The organism is Haloarcula sp. DT43, from assembly GCF_037078405.1.
Lineage (GTDB): Archaea > Halobacteriota > Halobacteria > Halobacteriales > Haloarculaceae > Haloarcula > Haloarcula brevis.
The window spans coordinates 540,661-558,815 of the sequence record NZ_JAYMGZ010000002.1; the positions used below are offsets into that span (position 1 = coordinate 540,661).

The 18,155-nt window shown below is 68.1% G+C and carries 23 protein-coding genes; 15 read left to right on the plus strand and 8 right to left on the minus strand.

The genetic code is table 11. The features are described 5' to 3' along the window. Positions 1–4 precede the first annotated feature (4 nt). On the plus strand, positions 5–1,609 hold the full coding sequence (locus VI123_RS10095) for a methyl-accepting chemotaxis protein (RefSeq protein WP_336337927.1): 1,605 nt from the start codon (positions 5–7) through the stop codon (positions 1,607–1,609). 12 nt (positions 1,610–1,621) lie between these two features. Here VI123_RS10095 and fen read toward each other — a convergent pair whose 3' ends face one another. Continuing rightward, on the minus strand, positions 1,622–2,602 hold the full coding sequence (gene fen, locus VI123_RS10100) for a flap endonuclease-1 (RefSeq protein WP_336337928.1): 981 nt from the start codon (positions 2,600–2,602) through the stop codon (positions 1,622–1,624). A 49-nt stretch (positions 2,603–2,651) separates the two neighbouring features. After that, a complete protein-coding gene (locus VI123_RS10105; RefSeq protein ID WP_336337929.1) occupies positions 2,652–3,200 on the minus strand; it encodes a GNAT family N-acetyltransferase in 549 nt (182 codons plus the stop codon). A 118-nt stretch (positions 3,201–3,318) separates the two neighbouring features. Between VI123_RS10105 and VI123_RS10110 the strand changes: the two genes are divergently transcribed. Further along, positions 3,319–3,732 carry a DUF3054 domain-containing protein gene (locus tag VI123_RS10110; protein ID WP_336337930.1) on the plus strand — a complete coding sequence of 138 codons (414 nt, stop codon included), beginning with the start codon at positions 3,319–3,321 and terminating at the stop codon, positions 3,730–3,732. Between the two features lie 28 nt (positions 3,733–3,760). On the opposite strand, the gene VI123_RS10115 is transcribed toward VI123_RS10110, so the two are convergent. Further along, entirely contained in the window at positions 3,761–3,928 is a 168-nt protein-coding gene (locus VI123_RS10115) for a DUF7331 family protein (RefSeq protein WP_336337931.1), read from the minus strand. Positions 3,929–4,398: 470 nt separating this feature from the next. Between VI123_RS10115 and VI123_RS10120 the strand changes: the two genes are divergently transcribed. Together VI123_RS10120 and VI123_RS10125 are read left to right on the plus strand one after the other, a co-directional pair. Continuing rightward, on the plus strand, positions 4,399–4,632 hold the full coding sequence (locus VI123_RS10120; protein WP_336337932.1) for a hypothetical protein: 234 nt from the start codon (positions 4,399–4,401) through the stop codon (positions 4,630–4,632). Between the two features lie 113 nt (positions 4,633–4,745). Further along, a complete protein-coding gene (locus VI123_RS10125; RefSeq protein ID WP_336337933.1) occupies positions 4,746–5,753 on the plus strand; it encodes an ornithine cyclodeaminase family protein in 1,008 nt (335 codons plus the stop codon). Here the strand turns inward: VI123_RS10125 and VI123_RS10130 are convergent. The 3 genes from VI123_RS10130 to srp19 form a co-directional block, all read right to left on the minus strand. Then, positions 5,750–6,826, minus strand: a complete 1,077-nt coding sequence (locus VI123_RS10130) for a presenilin family intramembrane aspartyl protease PSH (protein WP_336337934.1) — start codon at positions 6,824–6,826, stop codon at positions 5,750–5,752. The genes VI123_RS10125 and VI123_RS10130 overlap by 4 nt on opposite strands. Positions 6,827–6,891: 65 nt before the next feature. Continuing rightward, on the minus strand, positions 6,892–7,119 hold the full coding sequence (locus tag VI123_RS10135; RefSeq protein WP_336337935.1) for an H/ACA ribonucleoprotein complex subunit GAR1: 228 nt from the start codon (positions 7,117–7,119) through the stop codon (positions 6,892–6,894). Beyond that, positions 7,116–7,394 carry a signal recognition particle subunit SRP19 gene (gene srp19, locus VI123_RS10140; RefSeq protein ID WP_336337936.1) on the minus strand — a complete coding sequence of 93 codons (279 nt, stop codon included), beginning with the start codon at positions 7,392–7,394 and terminating at the stop codon, positions 7,116–7,118. Before srp19 ends, VI123_RS10135 begins: the two co-directional genes overlap by 4 nt. A 124-nt stretch (positions 7,395–7,518) precedes the next feature. Between srp19 and VI123_RS10145 the strand changes: the two genes are divergently transcribed. Beyond that, positions 7,519–8,286, plus strand: a complete 768-nt coding sequence (locus VI123_RS10145) for a CAP domain-containing protein (protein WP_336337937.1) — start codon at positions 7,519–7,521, stop codon at positions 8,284–8,286. Between the two features lie 180 nt (positions 8,287–8,466). After that, the gene (locus tag VI123_RS10150) at positions 8,467–8,931 is read left to right on the plus strand and encodes a hypothetical protein (protein WP_336337938.1); all 465 of its coding nucleotides are present in this window, start codon (positions 8,467–8,469) and stop codon (positions 8,929–8,931) included. 123 nt (positions 8,932–9,054) lie between these two features. Here VI123_RS10150 and coxB read toward each other — a convergent pair whose 3' ends face one another. Further along, entirely contained in the window at positions 9,055–9,819 is a 765-nt protein-coding gene (coxB, locus tag VI123_RS10155; RefSeq protein WP_336337939.1) for a cytochrome c oxidase subunit II, read from the minus strand. A gap of 142 nt (positions 9,820–9,961) precedes the next feature. Between coxB and VI123_RS10160 the strand changes: the two genes are divergently transcribed. The 5 genes from VI123_RS10160 (at position 9,962) to VI123_RS10180 (ending at position 14,260) form a co-directional block, all read left to right on the plus strand. Beyond that, on the plus strand, positions 9,962–11,353 hold the full coding sequence (locus VI123_RS10160; RefSeq protein ID WP_336337940.1) for a heme o synthase: 1,392 nt from the start codon (positions 9,962–9,964) through the stop codon (positions 11,351–11,353). After that, positions 11,350–12,051 (plus strand): DUF7546 family protein, encoded by a 702-nt coding sequence (locus VI123_RS10165; protein ID WP_336337941.1) that lies wholly within the window; start codon positions 11,350–11,352, stop codon positions 12,049–12,051. Before VI123_RS10160 ends, VI123_RS10165 begins: the two co-directional genes overlap by 4 nt. A gap of 31 nt (positions 12,052–12,082) precedes the next feature. Beyond that, positions 12,083–12,322: an Rdx family protein gene (locus VI123_RS10170; protein ID WP_336337942.1), complete on the plus strand. Its 240-nt coding sequence runs from the start codon at positions 12,083–12,085 to the stop codon at positions 12,320–12,322. A 259-nt stretch (positions 12,323–12,581) separates the two neighbouring features. Further along, positions 12,582–13,523, plus strand: coding sequence for an ABC transporter ATP-binding protein (locus VI123_RS10175; protein WP_336337943.1), 942 nt, complete (start codon positions 12,582–12,584; stop codon positions 13,521–13,523). Next, the gene (locus VI123_RS10180; protein WP_336337944.1) at positions 13,520–14,260 is read left to right on the plus strand and encodes an ABC transporter permease; all 741 of its coding nucleotides are present in this window, start codon (positions 13,520–13,522) and stop codon (positions 14,258–14,260) included. The genes VI123_RS10175 and VI123_RS10180 overlap by 4 nt, the downstream gene beginning before the upstream one ends. A gap of 3 nt (positions 14,261–14,263) precedes the next feature. Here the strand turns inward: VI123_RS10180 and VI123_RS10185 are convergent, their stop codons facing one another. Continuing rightward, positions 14,264–14,803 carry a protein-tyrosine phosphatase family protein gene (locus VI123_RS10185; RefSeq protein ID WP_336337945.1) on the minus strand — a complete coding sequence of 180 codons (540 nt, stop codon included), beginning with the start codon at positions 14,801–14,803 and terminating at the stop codon, positions 14,264–14,266. Between the two features lie 137 nt (positions 14,804–14,940). Here VI123_RS10185 and cofD point away from each other — a divergent pair, with 137 nt between their 5' ends. Genes cofD through VI123_RS10205 form a run of 4 tightly spaced genes read left to right on the plus strand, consistent with a single transcriptional unit; the run spans position 14,941 to position 18,129 of the window. Further along, complete coding sequence (gene cofD, locus VI123_RS10190; protein ID WP_336337946.1) at positions 14,941–15,933, plus strand: 2-phospho-L-lactate transferase; 993 nt, start codon at positions 14,941–14,943, stop codon at positions 15,931–15,933. Then, positions 15,933–16,679, plus strand: coding sequence for a tRNA-dihydrouridine synthase (locus tag VI123_RS10195; protein ID WP_336337947.1), 747 nt, complete (start codon positions 15,933–15,935; stop codon positions 16,677–16,679). The genes cofD and VI123_RS10195 overlap by 1 nt, the downstream gene beginning before the upstream one ends. Then, on the plus strand, positions 16,652–17,515 hold the full coding sequence (locus VI123_RS10200) for a triphosphoribosyl-dephospho-CoA synthase (protein ID WP_336337948.1): 864 nt from the start codon (positions 16,652–16,654) through the stop codon (positions 17,513–17,515). Before VI123_RS10195 ends, VI123_RS10200 begins: the two co-directional genes overlap by 28 nt. After that, the gene (locus VI123_RS10205; RefSeq protein ID WP_336337949.1) at positions 17,512–18,129 is read left to right on the plus strand and encodes a DUF447 domain-containing protein; all 618 of its coding nucleotides are present in this window, start codon (positions 17,512–17,514) and stop codon (positions 18,127–18,129) included. Before VI123_RS10200 ends, VI123_RS10205 begins: the two co-directional genes overlap by 4 nt. Positions 18,130–18,155: the final 26 nt, after the last annotated feature.

The following is an 18,155-nucleotide window of genomic DNA, read 5'->3' on the forward strand; positions in this document are numbered from 1 at the left end:
TACAATGTTGTCTCTACTGGCGTCAGCAGTCGGAGACGGTACCACCACCCGGCAATCGGCCCCGACCGACGGCGACGAGGGCCGGACCGACGAGGCGGCCGCGATGCTCGACAGCGTCCTCGATGGGCTGGCGAAACCGACGTTCGTGACCGACGACGCCGGGACGATTACCCACGTCAACAGCCAGGCGCTGGACCTGTTCGGCGTGACCCGCGACGCGGCGCTCGGGGCCCGGCCGATTGACCTCCACGACGGGTCGAGCGCGGATTTGGTCGCCGAGGCGCTGGAGTCCCGGCGCGACATACAGGAACGCGAACTGACAATCGACATCGGCACCGAGACCGTGCCGGTGAGCAAGACGGTGACGCTCCTGTTCGACGACGGCGACGTCTGCCGCGGCGCGCTCGAAGTCGTCGACGACATCTCCGAGCGGAAAGCCAAAGCGCGGAAGGTCGACGCCCTCGACCGGTACCGCCGGGACGCCCTCGACGACCTGCAGGGGAAACTCCGGAAACTCGCCGAGGGCGACCTGACCATCGACCCGACGGTCCCGGCCTCCGAGTCGGAGTTCGAGGAGGTCCGGGCCATCTACGAGGAGTTCGAGTCGATGAACGCGGACCTCACGGCGGCCGTCGACAACATCCGGGCGGTCATCGAGTCCCTGACCGCGCAGTCGGACGACCTCGCCGACAGCGGCGAGGACCTCTCCGCCTCGGCGGAGGAGGTAACCGCCTCGATTCAGCAGATAGACGCCTCCTCGACGGAGCTGACCGACGGCGCCGAGAGCCTCGCCGAGGAGACCCAGCAGGCGACGGCCAGCGTCGACGACCTCTCGGCGTCAATCGAAGAGATTACCGCCACCGTCCAGCAGATAGACGCCCGGTCAGCCGAGGCCGAAGCCCTCGCCGAGGACGGCGTCGCGGAAATCGACCGGACGGTCGGCCAGATTCGGAACGCGACCGACGCGACCAGTTCCGTCGCGTCCGAGATAGACTCCCTCGAAGCGAAGATGGGCCGGGTCGGCGACATCGTCGAGATGATAGCCGACATCGCCGAGCAGACGAACATGCTGGCGCTGAACGCGAACATCGAAGCCGCCCGCGCCGGCGAGGATGGACAGGGCTTTGCGGTCGTCGCAAACGAGGTCAAGAGCCTGGCCGAGGAGTCCCAGGAGTCCGCCGACGACATCGCGGCCATCATCGCGGAAGTCCAGGACCAGACCGACGAGGTCGTCAGCAGTATCCGCGAGGCAAACACCGAAGTCGAGGAGGGGGCCGACGCGGTCGAGCGGGTCGGGAGTCAGCTCGACGACATCAAGGCGCGGGTCGAACAGACCAGCGACGGCGTGACCGAGATTACCGATGCCGTCGAACGCCAGGCCGAGAACGCCGAGCAGGTCGCGTCGCTGGTCGAGAACAGCTCCGGCCTCGCCGAGGAAATCACCGCTTCGGTCCAGCAGATTTCCGCCGGCCTGGACGAGCAGTCGGCCGCGATGGACCAGGTCGCCGCAAGCTCCCAGCAGCTCAACAGGATGAGCGAGGACCTCTACGAGCAAATCGACCGGTTTCGGCTCCACAGCGACGAGAACGCGAACCTCGACGGCGTGTAACGGCCGGTCCCGTCAGGTCCACTGGTCCAGCCCGGTCTGGACGAGCGACTCGTCGATGCGCTCGAACCCGCGGGCGACCTCGTCGGCGTCGACCTCCCACTGCTCGGTGACGAACGCGCGGGCGGCGTCGATGTCCGGGTCGAGGCTGTCCGGAATCTCGTAGTCGTCGGTGACGGCGGGGTCGAGAAACAGGTCCCGGATGCGGTCGGCGTGGTCGATGTGGTCACCGCGGGCCTTGAGGACGGCGTAGAGGTCGCCGTGTTCGCGGAGTTCTTTGACCGCAGTCTTCGGTCCGATGCCGGAGATGCCCTCGTTGAAGTCCGTGCCCATCAGGATGGCGGCGTCGACCAGTTGCTCCCAGGTGAGGTCGTGCCGGTCGAGCGTGGCCTCGAAGTCCATCAGTTCGGGGTCGCCTTTCGACGTGAGTTGGCGGAGCGTCAGCGGCGCGCCGAAGAGCAGGGCGTCGTAGTCCTCGGTCCCGACGTAGTCCACGTCGCCCCGTCTGGCCATCACCGACGCCTGCCCCTCGCCTTCCGCCGGGGCGTCGACGATAGGGACGTCGAGCAGTTCCAGCAGGTCCCGCGTCGTATCGACGATGGTGTCGGTCAGCCGCTGGGTCCGGGAGTCGAGCTTGGCGACGCGGGTGGTGTCGCCCGCGGCACGCGCTTCTTCGAGTTCGGACTCGTACTTCTCGCGCTGTTCGCGTCGCTTCTCGACCTCGTCGTCCTTGAGGTCCGTGACCGCGCCGTCGAAGACGAACACCGGCGTCATGTCGTGTTCGAAGAACTTCGGCAGGCCCTGGACGACGCCGATGAGGTTCGCCACCTCCTCGCCGTCGCCCGTCGTGTATTTCGATTCGCCGGTGAACTTCACCGTCGTCGTCAGATAGCGATAGAGCCAGTTGTGGGCGTCAACGGCGACGACGCTCCCGCCGAGGTCGGCGAACGGCACGTCTTCGAGCGCCGCGAGCGAGCGGAGGTCTGCGTTTCCCATTGGCAGTCGTTGGGGGGACAGCGGTTTGAATCTCCCGGAGCGGGGTGGATTACTCGGACGATGCGGCTGGCCGCTCACTCCAGGAGTCGAGGACCGCTGGGGGAGCTGTGTCTGCCTTCGCCGCCAGGAACGACTCCTCCTCGGACGAGAGGTCGCGCTCGCGGAACCGGTTGAGGCCGTCCTGATACCGCTCGGTGCTCCGGTCGCCCGGCCAGCCCAGGTCGAGTTCGGCCATTCCCGACTCGGTGCCGCTGAAACAGAACCCAGCTCGGTAGGCGGCCTGGTAGGAGAAGGGGTTGTTGACGCCGATGGTGACGCGGTCGAAGCCCCGCTCAGTGGCCCGCTCCCGGACGAACCGGAGGAGGCGCGCCCCGAGTCGCTCGCCCTGCCGGTCCTGCCGAACGGTGATGTACCGGACACAGAGCGTGTCGGGGTCGGTTCGGTCGGCGTCGAACGCGGCCGCGGCCACGACGCCGTCGTCCCCGACGACTGCCTTCCCCGTCGAGGTCATCACGAACTTGCCCGCGTACGCGAACTGCTCGTAGTCCAGCCGGAGCCGGTGGCCGTCATCGGGCCAGCCCAGCAGCGCGAACTCCATGGCTCACCGGACGGCCCCTGGCCTGTAATCAGTGCTGGTCCGCGCCGGCCGACCGCGTCCGACCGCTCGCCGCCGTCGAATCCGGGAGAGGGAAGTGGTCGGAGCGGGAACCCCCTGTATGAGCGTTTCGACGGTGGGGAACGGTCGTGTCGAACTGTCCGCCCGGACGGCGCTGGTCGCCGTCGGTGACCTGCTGGCGATTGCGCTGTTCGTCGGCGTCGGCGAGGTGACCCACGGCATCAATCCGATACTCAACCCGGGCCGGTTCGCCGGGACGCTGACGCCGTTCTACGTCGGCTGGCTCCTCGTCGCGGGTGTCGGGGGGCTGTACACCGCCGCCGCGACCGGGACCGTGCGGGCGGCGGTCGGCCGCGCGTTCGCCGGGTGGGTCGTAGCGGTCGGGATTGCCCAGGGGCTCCGGTCGACGGCGCTGTTTCCCGGCAACGCGGCGGTGACGTTCGCGCTCGTGTCCGTGCTCGTCGGCGGCACGCTGCTGGTGCTCTGGCGCGGCGCGTTCGCAGTCGTAAAATAGGCGTCTCCGGCGCGGGCGCAGTCGACGACTACCGTTGGTCGTCGAGTTCGAGCGACTCTGTCGACTGAATCCACGCCTGGTGGTTCTCCCGGTCGTAGATTACGAACTCCTCGTCGCCGATGTTCAGTTCGGCGTACCGTCGTTCTTGGTCGTCGGTCGCAGCGCCCGTCGTGTCGTCCGTTGCGTTCGTGCTCATTGTCTCGTTTGGAAGCGGCCTTACCGTCTTTCTCCGGCTTACCGTATCCCGGCGCACCTAATAAGCACACGGACCCAGTTATCACAGGAGAAAACAGGGTGCATTACCACTCCACGTGCACCCTCATCTAGTTCTCAAAATCTGAAAACAGTGGGGTAGGGCGCGCTGTCCCGAGAAACGGAGCGCCGGGACAACCGTCAGCACATCTCGGACGCCAATCCACGCTCCAGTCCCCGTTCGCATGCCACCGCGCCCGCGGGCCAGCACAACATCGCGGACCGGTCCCGACCTTATATTGTGAGCCAGTCTCACGAACCAGGGTATATTAACTTTGCCCCACTATCCAACTCATAACTTATAGAGATGTTCCGTAGCGGGTACCTGGCAAATTCGTAGGGGCCATCGAATGTATTACGACGCATTTTAGGGAAACGTTTATATACCAAACTCCCATAGTATAATTCATACTTATGACGGGTTACTACGACATCATTCTCGGACTCATCCCGCTCGCAATGGCCGGCATCACCGCGACCCTGTTCGTCGGCGGCTTCGAACTGACGACGGCGATTCCGATGGCCTCCGTCGTGGCTGTCGGCCTCATCGGTCACGCGATGTTCGTCCGCGCACCCGTCGACCCGGTCCCGAGCGAAGCGCCGACCCAGGGGAGCGCGCAGTCGGACCCGCTCCAGACGGCGGACTGAGCGCCCTCTCACCCGTCTTTTCGACGCTTTTCAGCAGGTACCAGTGACCGCGGCCGTCCCGAACCATCGTCGCTGCCGGACAGTATAAGGGCCGGTCGGCCGAACGTCGGGGTATGACAACGGATGCGACAGCGCTGTTCCTGCAGAGCGACGAGGTCGCCGACCTCGCCGACCCCGCCGAGTACGTCGACGCCGTCCGGGAGGGGTACCGCCAGCGCGGCGAGGGTGCCCCGGCGACCCCCAGAACGACGCTGTTCTCGGACGAGCCGGCCGGCATGCTGACCGGCTATCTCGCGATTCTCCCCGACACCGGCGCGATGGGTGGGTACACCTACGCGGCCGGCTTCGGCGGACGGGACGCACATTTCACGCTCCCCATCTTCGACGCCGACAGCGGCGCCCCGCTCGCCGTCCTCGACGGCGCGAGCATGAACCCACACAAGACCGGCGCGGCCGGGGCCGTCGGCGTCGACGCGCTGGCCCGCCGCGACGCCAGCGACCTCGCGGTCATCGGCAGCGGGGCACAGGCCCGCGGACAGGTCCGGGCGACGGCGACGGTTCGGGACTTCGACCGCATCGAGGTGTACTCCCCGACGGCCGACCACCGGGAGTCCTTCGCCGCGGAGATGAACGACGCTCTGGACCCGACGGTCGCGGCCGTCGCCTCGCCCGCCGCGGCAATCGAGGGGGCCGACGTCGTCATCACGGCGACCGACGCGAGCGAACCGGTGTTCGACGGCGACCTGCTCGAACCGGGGACCCACGTGACCGCGATGGGGCAGTACCACCCCGAGAAGAACGAACTGGACGCGACGACGATAGAGCGGGCCACGTACGTCCCGGACCTGCGCGAGCGGGTGACACAGGACGCCGGGTCGTTCATCAACGCCCTCGAGGAGGGCGTCGTCGACGAGGACCACGTCCACGCCGAACTCGGCGACATCGTCGCCGGCAACGCCCCCGGGCGGCAGTCGCCCGAGGAGATAACGGTGTTCGACTCCGGCGGCACGGCCATCGAAACCGTCGCTGCGGGCCACATGCTGTACGAGCGGGCCGCGGCCGAGGGCCGCGGCGAGGAAATCGACTTCGCGCCCGCGAGCGAGGCCCTGACCGGCCGCTAGAGGTACGGCCCGAGGCCGAGGGCGTCGACCAGGCTGATGCCGGCGGCGAGCGCGCCGACGATGTATCCGGCGATGGTCCCGCCGTTCAGGAGCGGGAGTCCCGCGTGCGCGCGCCCCTTCAGAACCATCCACAGCAGTATCGTCAGGCCGACGTAGGACCCGACCATCGCGGTCAGGGCCGGCAGCGGGACGCCGAACACCGACAGCGCGTCCGTCGAGGCGAAGAAGGCGGCGCTGGCGACGAGTATCGACGGGATGATGGCGTCGCCGAGCCCGATAAACAGCGCGTCCCGGTCCAGCGGGTCGGCGTGGCTGCCGTTGGACTCGTCGGCCGTATCGGCACCGTCTGCCGACTGGCTCCCGTCCGCACTTGCCGGGCCGTCCACGTCGACGTCCGTGGGTGTCGGTTCCTCAGTCTGCGTCGAGTCGTCGCCCGTGTCGGCTTCCGCCGCGGGGTCCGGCGTCGTCGCGTCGAGATACGAGTACGACAGCGTCATCGGAATCACGAGGACGACCGGCACCTTGAGGTCCATCACGCCGGAGGCCAGCGTGAGCATGTGTTCGGTCCCGTAGACGCTGATGGCGTCGTACACCGCGAGCACGGTCAGCAGGACCAGCGCCGGCAACACGCCGAAACTGATGCCGAACAGGCCGGCGGCGGCCGCTCCCATCACCGCACCGGCAGCGTCGATGACGTACCACTCGGGATAGACCAACAGCGCCGCCCCCAGGCCGAGCGCCGACAGGACGGCGACGACGTTGAGCCCGGCGTACGTGACCACCGGCGGGATTAGCACCTGAAACACGTACAGCGAGAGCCAGGCCGCCGAGAAGACGATGAGCCCGCGGATGAGCTGGTCCACCTCGTAGCGGAAGGCGAGCAACATCACCGCGGTCGCGACCAGAATCGCCCCGACGTACATGAGGCTGTTCGTCGGGTCGGAGGGGTCGTCGACGGCCTGGTAGCCGGCCGACTCGAAGGGCTGGACGAGCGCCAGCGCGCCGAGTTGGACGAACAGGAAGATACCAGCGATAAGGCCACAACCGCCGAGGATTCGCCACCGTCGCTCCATGCACGTACCTCCTGCAGGAACGCGTTTGAGCGTTACGAAGCGCGTACGGGCGGCGAATCGGCCAGCTACCGCGCGTACAGGACCGCACCAACCAGCGCCGGGAGGTGGACGTCGTCGTCCGGCGAGACGGCGAGATACGGACGCTCGACCGGGCCGAACACGTCGACGACGGAGCCGACCGACTGGAGCTCTTCGTCGACGACGGCGGTTCCCACGGAGGCGTACTCCTCGTCGGGGGCCCGGACGACGGCCAGTCCCTGTGCGACCCGCGTGACGGTGCCGATGCGTTTCATTCACGCAGCGCCTGCATGTAGGCCGCCACGGCCCCGAGCAGGTCGCTTTTCGTCGCGTCGTCCGCGTCCTTGACGACGACCCGTCCGCGGGCCTCGTACTCGCGTGGGTACGTCTTGTCCCGCTCGATGACGGCGTCGTACCCGACCTGCTGGACGGCTTTGGCTATCTCGTCGACGGTCGGCTCTTCGACGGCCAGGTCCAGCGACACGCGACGCCCGTCGCTGCGCGAGCGGTCGGCGTCGAGCGCCACCGGCCAGATAACGTTCTCGACCATACCGGGAGTGGCCGCCCGCGGCATATATGGGTTACCGTCACCGCCGACGCTGGACGAGGTGATAACTAGCTGACGTATATGAAGAATCAAACTTACATACCCCAGTAGTCTATCCGTGACCAGTATGGCAAAGAAAGGGCTACTCGCTATCGCTGTCGTGGTGCTTCTCGTGGTTCTGGGGACGGGGGTGCTCATCGGCGCACAGTTCGCGGGCGGGACGTCGGACACGCCGGCACAGACGACCGACCCACAGAGCGACGACAGCGGCGGTAGTTCGACGCCGACGGCGACACCGGGGGCCACTCCCACACCGACCCCGACGCCGGCGGCGGACACGGCCACTCCGACCGAGACGGCGACGCCGCAACAGAGGTCGATTCCGGCCCGGGAGTTCAACGAACAGAACGTCTCGGACTACGTGCGTCAGTTCCTCAACGAGGAACGCGAGGCCGCGGGCGTCCCGCCGTTCGAATCGGGGCTCCAGACGGAGGAGGAACTCAACGAGATGGCCAAGAGCCACAGCGAGCAGATGGCCACTGCGGGGCAGGCGATTCACGAGATAGACGGCGTCTCAAGCAAGGACCGCTACGAGAACAGCGGCCTCTACGACCGATGTACGTTCAAGTCCGCGGAGGGTGATTACATCGAGACCCCGGACGGTACCGATTTCGAGGCAGTCGAAAAAACCGTCGCGGGACAGACCTATGAGGAGGACGGCCAGGAGCGGTTCCACGCGACTGACGGGGAAGTGGCCCGGAAAATCGTCGACGACTGGATGGCGTGGCCGGACTACCGCGAACGGCTCACGCTCCGCAACGCCAACATCGTCGGTATCGGCGTGGAGATAACCGACACCGGCAACGTGTACGTGACTGCCAACATCTGCGGCTAGACCAGGGCGACTGACGCGGCGGGTCTACGAGCGCTGTGTCTCCACTGCATTCCTGCCTTTTCTTCCGTATCTCCCCGTGCGGATTCCACGCTTGTGTATGGTCCACTGCCGCTGGTCTGTCGCCGAGTCAGCCGTCGTGTACCTCACAAAGCACTTACGTGCTCGATTGCACCGGTTGGTATGCAACGCCGACGGTTTCTCTCACTATCGGCGCTTGCCGCTGCCCTCTCGGGATGCCTCGTCGGTGATTTCGGTGACCGAAGCGGAGGGACCGCTCGAACGGCAGACGCGGCAGGAACAGCGACGACGGGGGATGCTGCTACTGACACCGAGCCACCGCCGTCCGAGGTACCGACACCGGAGTGTTGGCCGTCGATGTGTGCAGGGTCGATACTCGTGGACGCCCGGGTCGCCGGCGGTTTCTCGGGCGACGTCGTGCTACTCGCCGCCTGTCAGAGTAAAGAAGTCCCAGTTCCACCGGGGGAGTCGGTCCGGATTGCCCGCGAGGTCGACGCCCAGGTCTGTGACATCGGCTTAGTCGTCGACGGTGAGCAAGTGTTCCGTGGGAGGGTCAGCAGTCACCAGAGCCTGCGTCTGACAGTGGATTCAAGCGGCGACGTAACCGACAGATGGGTCGTTCAGTAACGGTCGACTCGGCGTTCTCACCCGACTCGTGACCATCTCTCCTATCCCCGTGCTGCCGGACGGGGTCGTACTCAGTAATCGGTCGGCGCTCGAAGGGCGAAAAAAGGTGCGTCGGTGGTCGCGCTACTCGCCGCCGTTGCCGGAGCCGTCTCCGCCGCTTTTCTGCTCTGCCAGCCAGTCCTCGTACTCGTCCTGCGGGACGACTTCCACGGTCCCGAGCATCTGGGAGTGGCCCGAGCCGCAGTACTCGGCACAGTAGAGCTGGTAGGTGCCGGTGCTGTCCACGTTCGTCCGAATCCTGTTGTACTGGCCGGGGAACGCGTCGGATTTCAGCCCGAGTCCCGGGACGTGGAAGGCGTGGAGCCAGTCGGTCGACGTCACCCGCAAGGACACGTCCTGGTTGGCCGGTACCTTCAGGTTCGTCGTGGTGCTCACCGCGGCCTCACCGCTCCAGCTCGATTCGTTGTAGTAGAACGTCCAGCCGTATCGCTGAGCCTCGACGGTGATGAGCTCGGTGTCCTGTTCCTGTAGTGCGGCCTGGTCACCGGCCTCGGCGGTGACGTACGGGCTGGCCATCACCTGGTAGGAGGCGATGCCGACGAACAGGAGGATGATGGCCGTCGCGATGGTCCAGGTGACTTCGAGTCGGCGGTTCTCCTGTGTCGGGAGCGCCTCCTCCTGATTACGGAACCGCCAGACGGTGTAGATGAGAATCCCCTCGACGAGGACCGTAATCGGGATAGCGACGTACAGGAGGTTCAAGTTCAGCCCCCAGATGAGGCTCTCCGTCGTCGAGTCCTGAATCTGTGCGGCGGCGGCCGGCTCGGCGGCGAGCGCGAGCAACGCAGCACCGAACAGCGCGACCAGACCGGCGCGTTTCCGGGTCATGGATGCGGGTTAGGATTTCGGGGATAAATAACTGCTGTCTTCGCCGCAGGCACCCGATTTCCAGCGATAGGGCGGCGAACCTACGCCCGACGCAGACAGCGGAATCGCGGGGTCTAAGTGGACAGCATCGAAGGATATACTAATGGCAGAGAGCCGGACCTTCACCGGACTGCTCGCCGCGACCGCCGTCGGCGTGTACTTGCTCGTCCTCGCCGGCGCGACGACCACGCTCACGGACGCGGCGGCAGCCTGTACTACCTGGCCGCTGTGTGACGGACCAGTCGCGGTGACGAACACGGCCCTGCTGGTCGCCTGGGGCCATCGGCTCGTCGCGGCCGCCGTCGGTCTCCTCGTTGTCGCCACGGCCGTCGCCGGGCTCCGCTCCGACTGTCGCGGCCGCGTCACGGCGGCCGTCCTGCTGGGGGCCGTCCTGTACCCGGTCCAGATAGCGCTCGGTGCCCTGGTCGCGACGACCACGGCGGCGACGCTCCCCGGTGCCCACCTCGCGCTGGGCATGGGCATCTTCGGTGCGTTCGTGCTGGCCCTGGCGTGGCACCTCGAAGCCGAGACGGGCAGCGACGACGAATCCCCCGTCAAGAACCCGACGCCCGCGCCGGAGCCGACCGGGGACGACAGCCCCGACCCGACGCCGTCGCTCAGTCTCCGTGACCGCCTCGTCGGGACCGCCGCGGCGTACTTCCGCCTGATGAAGCCCCGGCTCATGTGGCTCCTGTGTCTGGTCGCCGCGGCCGGGATGGCACTCGCCGCCGGGCAGACGCTCGCCGTTCGGACCGTGTTGCTCACGCTGGGCGGCGGCGTCCTCTCTATCGGCGCGTCGGGGACGTTCAACCACGTCCTCGAGCGTGACATCGACAAGCGAATGGACCGGACCTCCGACCGCCCCATCGCCACCCACCAGATTCCGGTCCGGAACGCGCTGGCTTTCGGCCTGCTCCTGTCGTTCGCCTCGCTGTGGCTGTTCTGGCAAGTGAACGCGCTCGTGGCGCTGCTCGGGCTGACCGCAATCGTGTTCTACAGCGTCATCTACACGCTCGTGTTGAAGCCCAACACCGTCCAGAACACCGTCATCGGCGGGGCGGCCGGCGCGCTGCCGGCGCTCATCGGCTGGGTCGCCGCCGACGGGTCGGTCGGCCTCCCGGGCGTCGTCCTCGCCGTCGTCATCTTCCTGTGGACGCCGGCGCACTTCTACAACCTCGCGCTCGCGTACAAGGACGACTACGAGGCCGGCGGCTTCCCGATGATGCCGGTCGTCCGCGGCGAGACCGAGACCCGAAAGCACATCGTCTACTACCTCGGGGCGACGCTCGTCTCGGCGGGCGTCCTCGGCGTCCTCACGTCGCTCGGCTGGCTGTTCGCCGCCACGTCGGTGCTGCTCGGGGCGGTGTTCCTCTGGGCCGTCGTCCGGCTCCACCACGAGCAGACCGAGGCGGCGGCGTTCCGGGCGTTCCACGCGTCGAACGCCTACTTGGGGGCCGTCCTGCTCGCCATCGTCGTCGACGCACTCGCACTATGAGCGCCCCGACAGCGACGCTGAGAGAAGTGATACCGGACACGCGTTCGCTGGTGACCTGGGCAGCCGTGTTGAACGCGGAGTTCATCCTTATCCTGGGCTACGTCGTCAACACGGCCCAACCCGCGACGGACCCGTTCCTGCTGGTGTTCCCGTTCGTCTGGCTCAACATCGCCGGCTTCGTCCTCCTGCGGGTGCGCCCTGAGTTGCCCGGCCGCCGGCGGACGCTCGTCGGCGCGGCCGTCGCCGTCGGCTACCTGCTCGTGCTGGGGTACGTCGGCGGCGTGTACGGAACGGGCGGTCGGGGGACCGGCCTCCGACTGGTCACGCAGGCCCCGCCCGGGTTCTCGCCGACGGTCGTGTTCAGCGGGGCGACCCTCAGCATGGTGCTCATCCCGTGGAAGGTCGCCGGCTACCTGGCGCTGTCGTACCTGGTGTTCGTGACCGTCATCGACGCCAGCGGCGGCGCGCTGGGCGGCGTCGTCGGCCTGTTCTCGTGTGTCTCCTGTGTCCTCCCGATTATCGCGTCCGTTCTGGGCGGGTTCGTCGGCATCGGCGCGACGCTGTCCCAGGCGGCCCTGGCCCAGTCCTATGGCCTCTCGACGGCCGTGTTCGTCACCTCCGTGGCACTGCTGTACGGCGTCCACCGATTCGACGTGACCGTCGTCGGGCGGCTCCGAGCGCTGGTCGGCCGGCCATAGAGCTTTGGGACTGAGGGGCGTCGAGGCAGGTATGAGCACTGTCGAAATCGAATACTGCGTACCGTGTGGGTTCCGCGGACGGGCACTGGACGTCCAGCGGGCGATTCTGTCGGGGCTCGAACGCGAACTCGACAGCGTCAGGCTGGTCATGGGCGACCACGGCGTGTTCAGGGTCAGCGTCGACGACGAGGTGGTCTACGACAAAGCCGACGCCGGCGACGAGTTCGACGTGGACGCCATCGTGCGTGCGGTCCGCTCGCAGGCCGTGTAGGGCCCTGCTGTCGGCGGGTCACCGCGGTAACTTTCGTGCATGCCAAAGTGTACCACACAACAAACTATTTGTTGTTCTGCTTTGACATTTGTGTCAAATGGCGACGAAAACCGAGTTCTGTGACCACTGTGGGGAGACCAACCCGGTCGTCGTGGACAAGCCGTGGCTTCCGGCGGTCTGTCTGCAGTGCGGTCGGAACGTGTAACGCCGGTCGCCCGAGAACGGAACTGCTTTCGGCCACCCGACCGGACGGGGGCGCATGGACGAGGTACTGGTCGCGTCGGACGTGCGGCGACGCTACGGCGACACGGTCGCGCTCGACGGCGTCTCGCTGACGGCGACCGCCGGGGAGGTGCTCGCGCTGGTCGGTCCAAACGGGGCCGGCAAGACCACGCTCGTGCGGGCGTTGACCGGCACGACGGACGCGACCGGCGAGGTGCGGCTGTTCGGCCAGTCGCCCAGGGCGGTCGCCCGCGACCGAATCGGGCTGTTGCCACAGTCGTTTGCGCCCCACGAGCGGCTGACCGCGCGGGAACTGCTTGCGTACTACGCCGGCCTCTACGACGAGACCCGGGACGTCGAGGCCGTGCTCGATGACGTGGGTCTGGCCGACACCGCCGGCACGACCTACGAGAACCTCTCGGGCGGCCAGCAGCGGCGGACCTGCGTCGCCACGGCGCTCATCAACGACCCGGACCTCCTCGTGCTAGACGAGCCGACCACCGGCATCGACCCGGCCGGTCGGCGCGATCTCTGGCGGCTGCTCGAGGGGCTGGCCGACCGCGGCGTGACGATACTCGTCACGACACACTACATGGAGGAGGCCCAGCGCCTGGCGGACCGCGTCGGCCTTCTCGCCGACGGGTCGCTCGTCGCCCTCGATTCGCCGGACCGACTCGTCGCCGAGCACGGCGGCGACAGCCGCCTCGTCGTGGACGGGACCTTCGACGAGGCCGCCGTCTCGGCCATCGACTACCCGGCGGAGACGGCACTTCAAAACGGCCGGCTGGTCGTCTACGGTATCCGCCCGGAGTCTATCGGCAGCGTCACGGAGCAACTCACACAGGCGGGCATCGAGTACGACAGCCTCACCTGGAAACAGCCCGACCTGGAGGACGTGTACCTCGAACTCACTGGCACGGCCGTCGGCCAGCGCGGCGAGCCACGCCGGACAGAGCCAGCAGCGGGTGGTGTCCGATGAGCCGGCTCGGCCGCCTCACCTCGGAGACCCGCGCCGCGTCGCTGGCCTTCCTCCGGCGGCGAACGGCCGTCTTCTTCACGTTCTTCTTCCCGGTCATCATCGTCGTCATCTTCGGCGTGCTGGTCCAGACTCAGCCGGGCGGCGGCGGGCTGTTCACCGAGCCGCCGAGCTTCTACGCGCCGGGGTACCTGGCCGTCGTCGTCCTGTTTACGCCGCTGTCCCGGGTCGGCAGCGAGGTGGCCCGCCACCGGGACGGGAACCGCTTCGAGAAACTGGCGACGACGCCGCTTACCCGCACCGAGTGGCTGCTCGCACAGACCCTTGTCAACGTCGTCATCATCGGCATCGCCGGCCTCCTGATTCTGGGCCTGATGGTGTGGCTCACCGGCGCGACCATCCGACCGTCGGTCCTGTTGCTCCCCTTCGTCGGCCTCGGCGTCGCGCTGTTCTGTGCCGTCGGCGCGATGCTCGGCAGTCTCGCGGACTCACAGGACGGCGTCATCGCGGCGAGCAACGGCCTCGCGCTCCCGCTGCTTTTCCTCTCGGAGACGTTCGTCCCACAGACGCTCCTGCCCGCGTGGCTGCCGACGTGGCTGTCGCCGCTGACGTACTTCTCGCGGGGCGTGCGGGCGGCGACCACGGGGACCGGCGAACCGCTCGGACCGCTCGCCGTTCTCGCGGCCTGTGCCGTCGTCGGCTTCGTCGTCGGCGCGCGGCTCCTCCCGCGGACGGACTGACCGTCACAACCGCGCGACGGAAGCGAGTAGGTCTGTCAGCTCTTCTTCGGTCGCGTTCCCCGCCTTGACGGCGTCTTCGGGGTCACGACCCATCTCCTGGACGGCCTCGATAGCACGGTCGGGCCCGTAGTCGTAGTGATACACCAACCACGCGGCCAGCACTTGCCCGGTGCGGCCGATGCCGGCGAGGCAGTGGACGACGACCCGCTCTTCGTTCTCACAGGCGTCGACGAGGAAGGGGAGGATGTCGTCGTGGAGGCGGTCTTCGGGGACGAGTCGGTGGTCGGGGACCGGTACGTGGCGGACTGACGACGCGCCGAAAGCCTCCCGGTACCGCTGGACGTTCGCTCCAGCCTCGTCGAGTTGCGGTCCGGGAAGCAGACAGCATATCCGCTCGATGTCGTGTGCCTGCATGTGTGTGACCCAGTCGTCGATAGCGTCCTGGTGCGTGGCGGCCGTGTGCCAGCCCGGCGCACAGGACCCGTAGACGCACTCTTCGCTGGAGGTTGCAGGCGCGAAGCGGTGTGGATTCACGATGGGCATAGCACCCGTTACCGTGGCTATCCTACCGACCCCCTTCATTCTACCCGCCCAGTTCTCAGCTGTGATTCTCCGAACAGGACGGTGTCGACCGGTTTCAGTGGCCACGTTTATACCGTCAGTTCCCCCTACGTCGTGACATGGTGACGTTTCTTGCCGGCGGGACGGGAACCCCGAAGCTCCTCGCCGGTGCCGACGACGTGTTCTCGCCGGCGGCGACGACCGTCGTCGCCAACACCGGCGACGACATCGAACTCGGGGGCCACCTGGTCTGTCCTGACCTCGATACCGTGCTGTTCCTTGAGGGGAGCGTCCTCGATCGGGAAAGATGGTGGGGTATCGACGGCGATACCGCCGAGACACACGCCGAACTGACACGGCTCGCGGACGCGGCCGGGCTGGACGGCGGGCCGCGATACCTCCCCGACGACGCACAGACAGCGGGGCGTGACATCGCCCGCTGGCGGCGCTTCTCCGGCGTCGTGGAGTTCATGCACATCGGCGACCGCGACCGCGCGGTCCACGTCACGCGCACCTCCCTGCTCGACGAAGGGCGGTCACTGACCGAAGTGACGCGTACGCTCGCCGACGCGTTCGGCCTGGAGCGGTCGCTGCTCCCGATGAGCGACGACCCCGTCGCGTCCATCGTCCACACGCCCGACGGCCCGATGCACTTCCAGGAGTGGTGGGTCGGTCACGGCGGGGAGCCGACGGTCGAAGACGTCGAGTTCCGCGGGGCCGAGGCGGCCGACGCGACGGACGCCGTCCTGACCGCGCTCGACGACGCCGTCGTCGTCGGGCCGTCGAACCCGGTGACTTCGCTGGGGCCGATGCTCGCCGTCGACGCCATCGAGCAGGCGCTGCACGAGACCCCGGTCGTCGCCGTCTCGCCGTTCATCGAGGACACCGTGTTCTCGGGACCGGCGGCGGACCTGATGGCCGGCGTCGGGCTGGAACCGAGCACTGCCGGGGTGGCCGAGGCCTATCCGTTCGCCGACGCGTTCGTGCTGGACGACGGCGACTCGACGCCGCTCGACGTGCCGGTCGTCCGGACCGACACTACGCTCGACGACGCGGCCGACGCCGAGCGGGTGAACCGCGCCGTCGAGACGGCGCTCTCGGAGGTGACCTGATGTTCGAACCGCGAGTCGCCCTGGCGAGTCTGAGCGGTGAGGCCGACGCGTCGTGGGCCCGCGCGGTCGAGTCCCACGTCGGGTGTGCGTTCCTCGGCGGCATCGCACTCGACGGCGCGACGCGCGACGCCGCCCGGGCGATGACCGACCGCGACCGCTCGGAGTTCCTGCCCGAAGACCCGGTCGCGTTCATCGACGGCCAGCTCGACGCGCTCGCCGGCGCGCCGTTGCGCCCGGCGTTCAACGTCCGGAGCGCGACGATAGCGCCCGTTGAGCGGGCCGCGGCCGTCTGTCAGCGCCACGGCGCAATCGTCGAAATCAACGCCCACTGTCGCCAAGACGAGATGTGCGCCGCCGGTGCCGGCGAGTCGCTGCTCCGGGAGCGCGACCGGCTGGCCGAGTTCGTGTCGGCCGCGGCGGCGACGGGAGCGACCGTTTCGGTGAAGGGACGGGCCGAACTCGCCGGCGTCTCGCTCCCCGACGTCGCTCGCACCATCGAAGCAGCCGGCGGGGACGTCTTCCACGTCGACGCGATGGACTCGGAGTCCGTCGTCGCCGACGTGGCCGATGCAACCGACCTGTTCGTCGTCGCGAACAACGGCGTTCGAGGCCGCGAGACGGCGGAAGAGTACCTCGGCTACGGTGCGGACGCGGTCAGCGTGGGGCGTCCGAGTGATAAGCCGGAGATACTCCGCGCGGTTCGGGCGGGGACCGACGAGTGGTTCGCGTCGGAGGTGTCGCCGTGAGCGAGCGGTCGGTCGGACAGAACGCCCAACTGGCGCTGCTACTAGAGGTCTCCGGCACGCCGAAACCCGGCAACGTCGACCGCGAGCGAGAGTACGACGACCTCCGGTTCGAGCACTTCGTCGCCGGCGCTGTCGGAGCGCGACCGGGGCTCGACCGCGCGGCCGCGGGCGACCCCATCGGTCCCGCGTTCGAGGCCGCGGTCGACGGGATGGCGGGACAGTCCGGCGGCAACACCCAGTTCGGCGCTCTGCTGGTGCTCACGCCGCTCGCGGCCGCGGCCGCGGACGAGCGACTGTCGCCGTCGGGCGTCGACGCCGTGGTCCGTGAGACGACTGTCGAGGACGCGGCGGCGTTCTACCGCGCTTTCGAACACGTCGACGTGGCCGTCGACGACCCGCCCGACGGGCTGGAACCGCTCGACGTTCGCCGCGGGAGCGACGCCGTTCCGGACCTCCGTGCGCGCGGGCTGACGCTGTTCGACGTCATGGAGTCAAGCGCCGACGTCGACGGCGTGGCCGCGGAGTGGGTCTCCGGCTTCGAACGCGTGTTCGACGCCAGCGAGACGCTACTGACTGGCTCTGGCCCGGTCGCCGACCGCGCGTCTGACGCCTTCCTCGAACTGCTCGCGGCGGACGTGGATACCTTCGTCGTCACCCGACAGGACCGCGAGACTGCCGCTGAGGTACAGCGCCGGGCACGGGCGGTTCTCGACGGTGAAGAGGACGCCACGGACCTGGCCGAGGAGTTCGTCGAGCGGGACATCAACCCCGGAACGACCGCCGACATCGTCGCGGGCGCGCTGTTTGTCGCGCTGGAACGGGGGCTCGAAGTGTGACTGGGGAGTCGTCGGCAGGTGACGGGCTGGACTCCGAGACGGCGTGGCCCGTCGCGCTCGCCGGCGTCACCGAGACGGTCGTGACCACGCTGGGGCCGAACGAGCGCTGGAACGTCGCCGCGCTGGGTGTCCACGCGCCCGACGGCGACGGGCCGGTCACGGCGACGACGTGGGGCCGGACCCGGACCTGGCGGAACTTCCGGGAGCGTGGCGGCGGCTACGTCCAGTTCACCCGGGACCCGGTGGACTTCGCCGAGGCGGCGCTGTCGGTTCGGGAAGCGGACGACCCCGTCCTCGACAGCGCGGACGCGTGGGTCGAAGTGAACGTCGTCCGGCGAGACGCCGGCACGGAGGGCGACACCCAGTGGGTCGAGTGGGCGCTCGAACCCATCGACAGCGCCGTCGAGCGGCGGGTCGTGCCGGCGACGAACCGCGGCCACGCCGCCGTCGTCGAGGCGACCGTCGCGGCCTCACGGCTGGACGTGCCGAGCTACGACCGCGACCCGCTGCTGGACCGGCTCGCGTACTTCGAGTCAGTCGCCGAAACCGCCGGTAGCGAGCGCGAGCGGGCGGCATTCGAGCGCATCCGCGACCTGGTCGACGTCGAGTGGTAGGTGGGGCAAACAGGCGACACACGCTG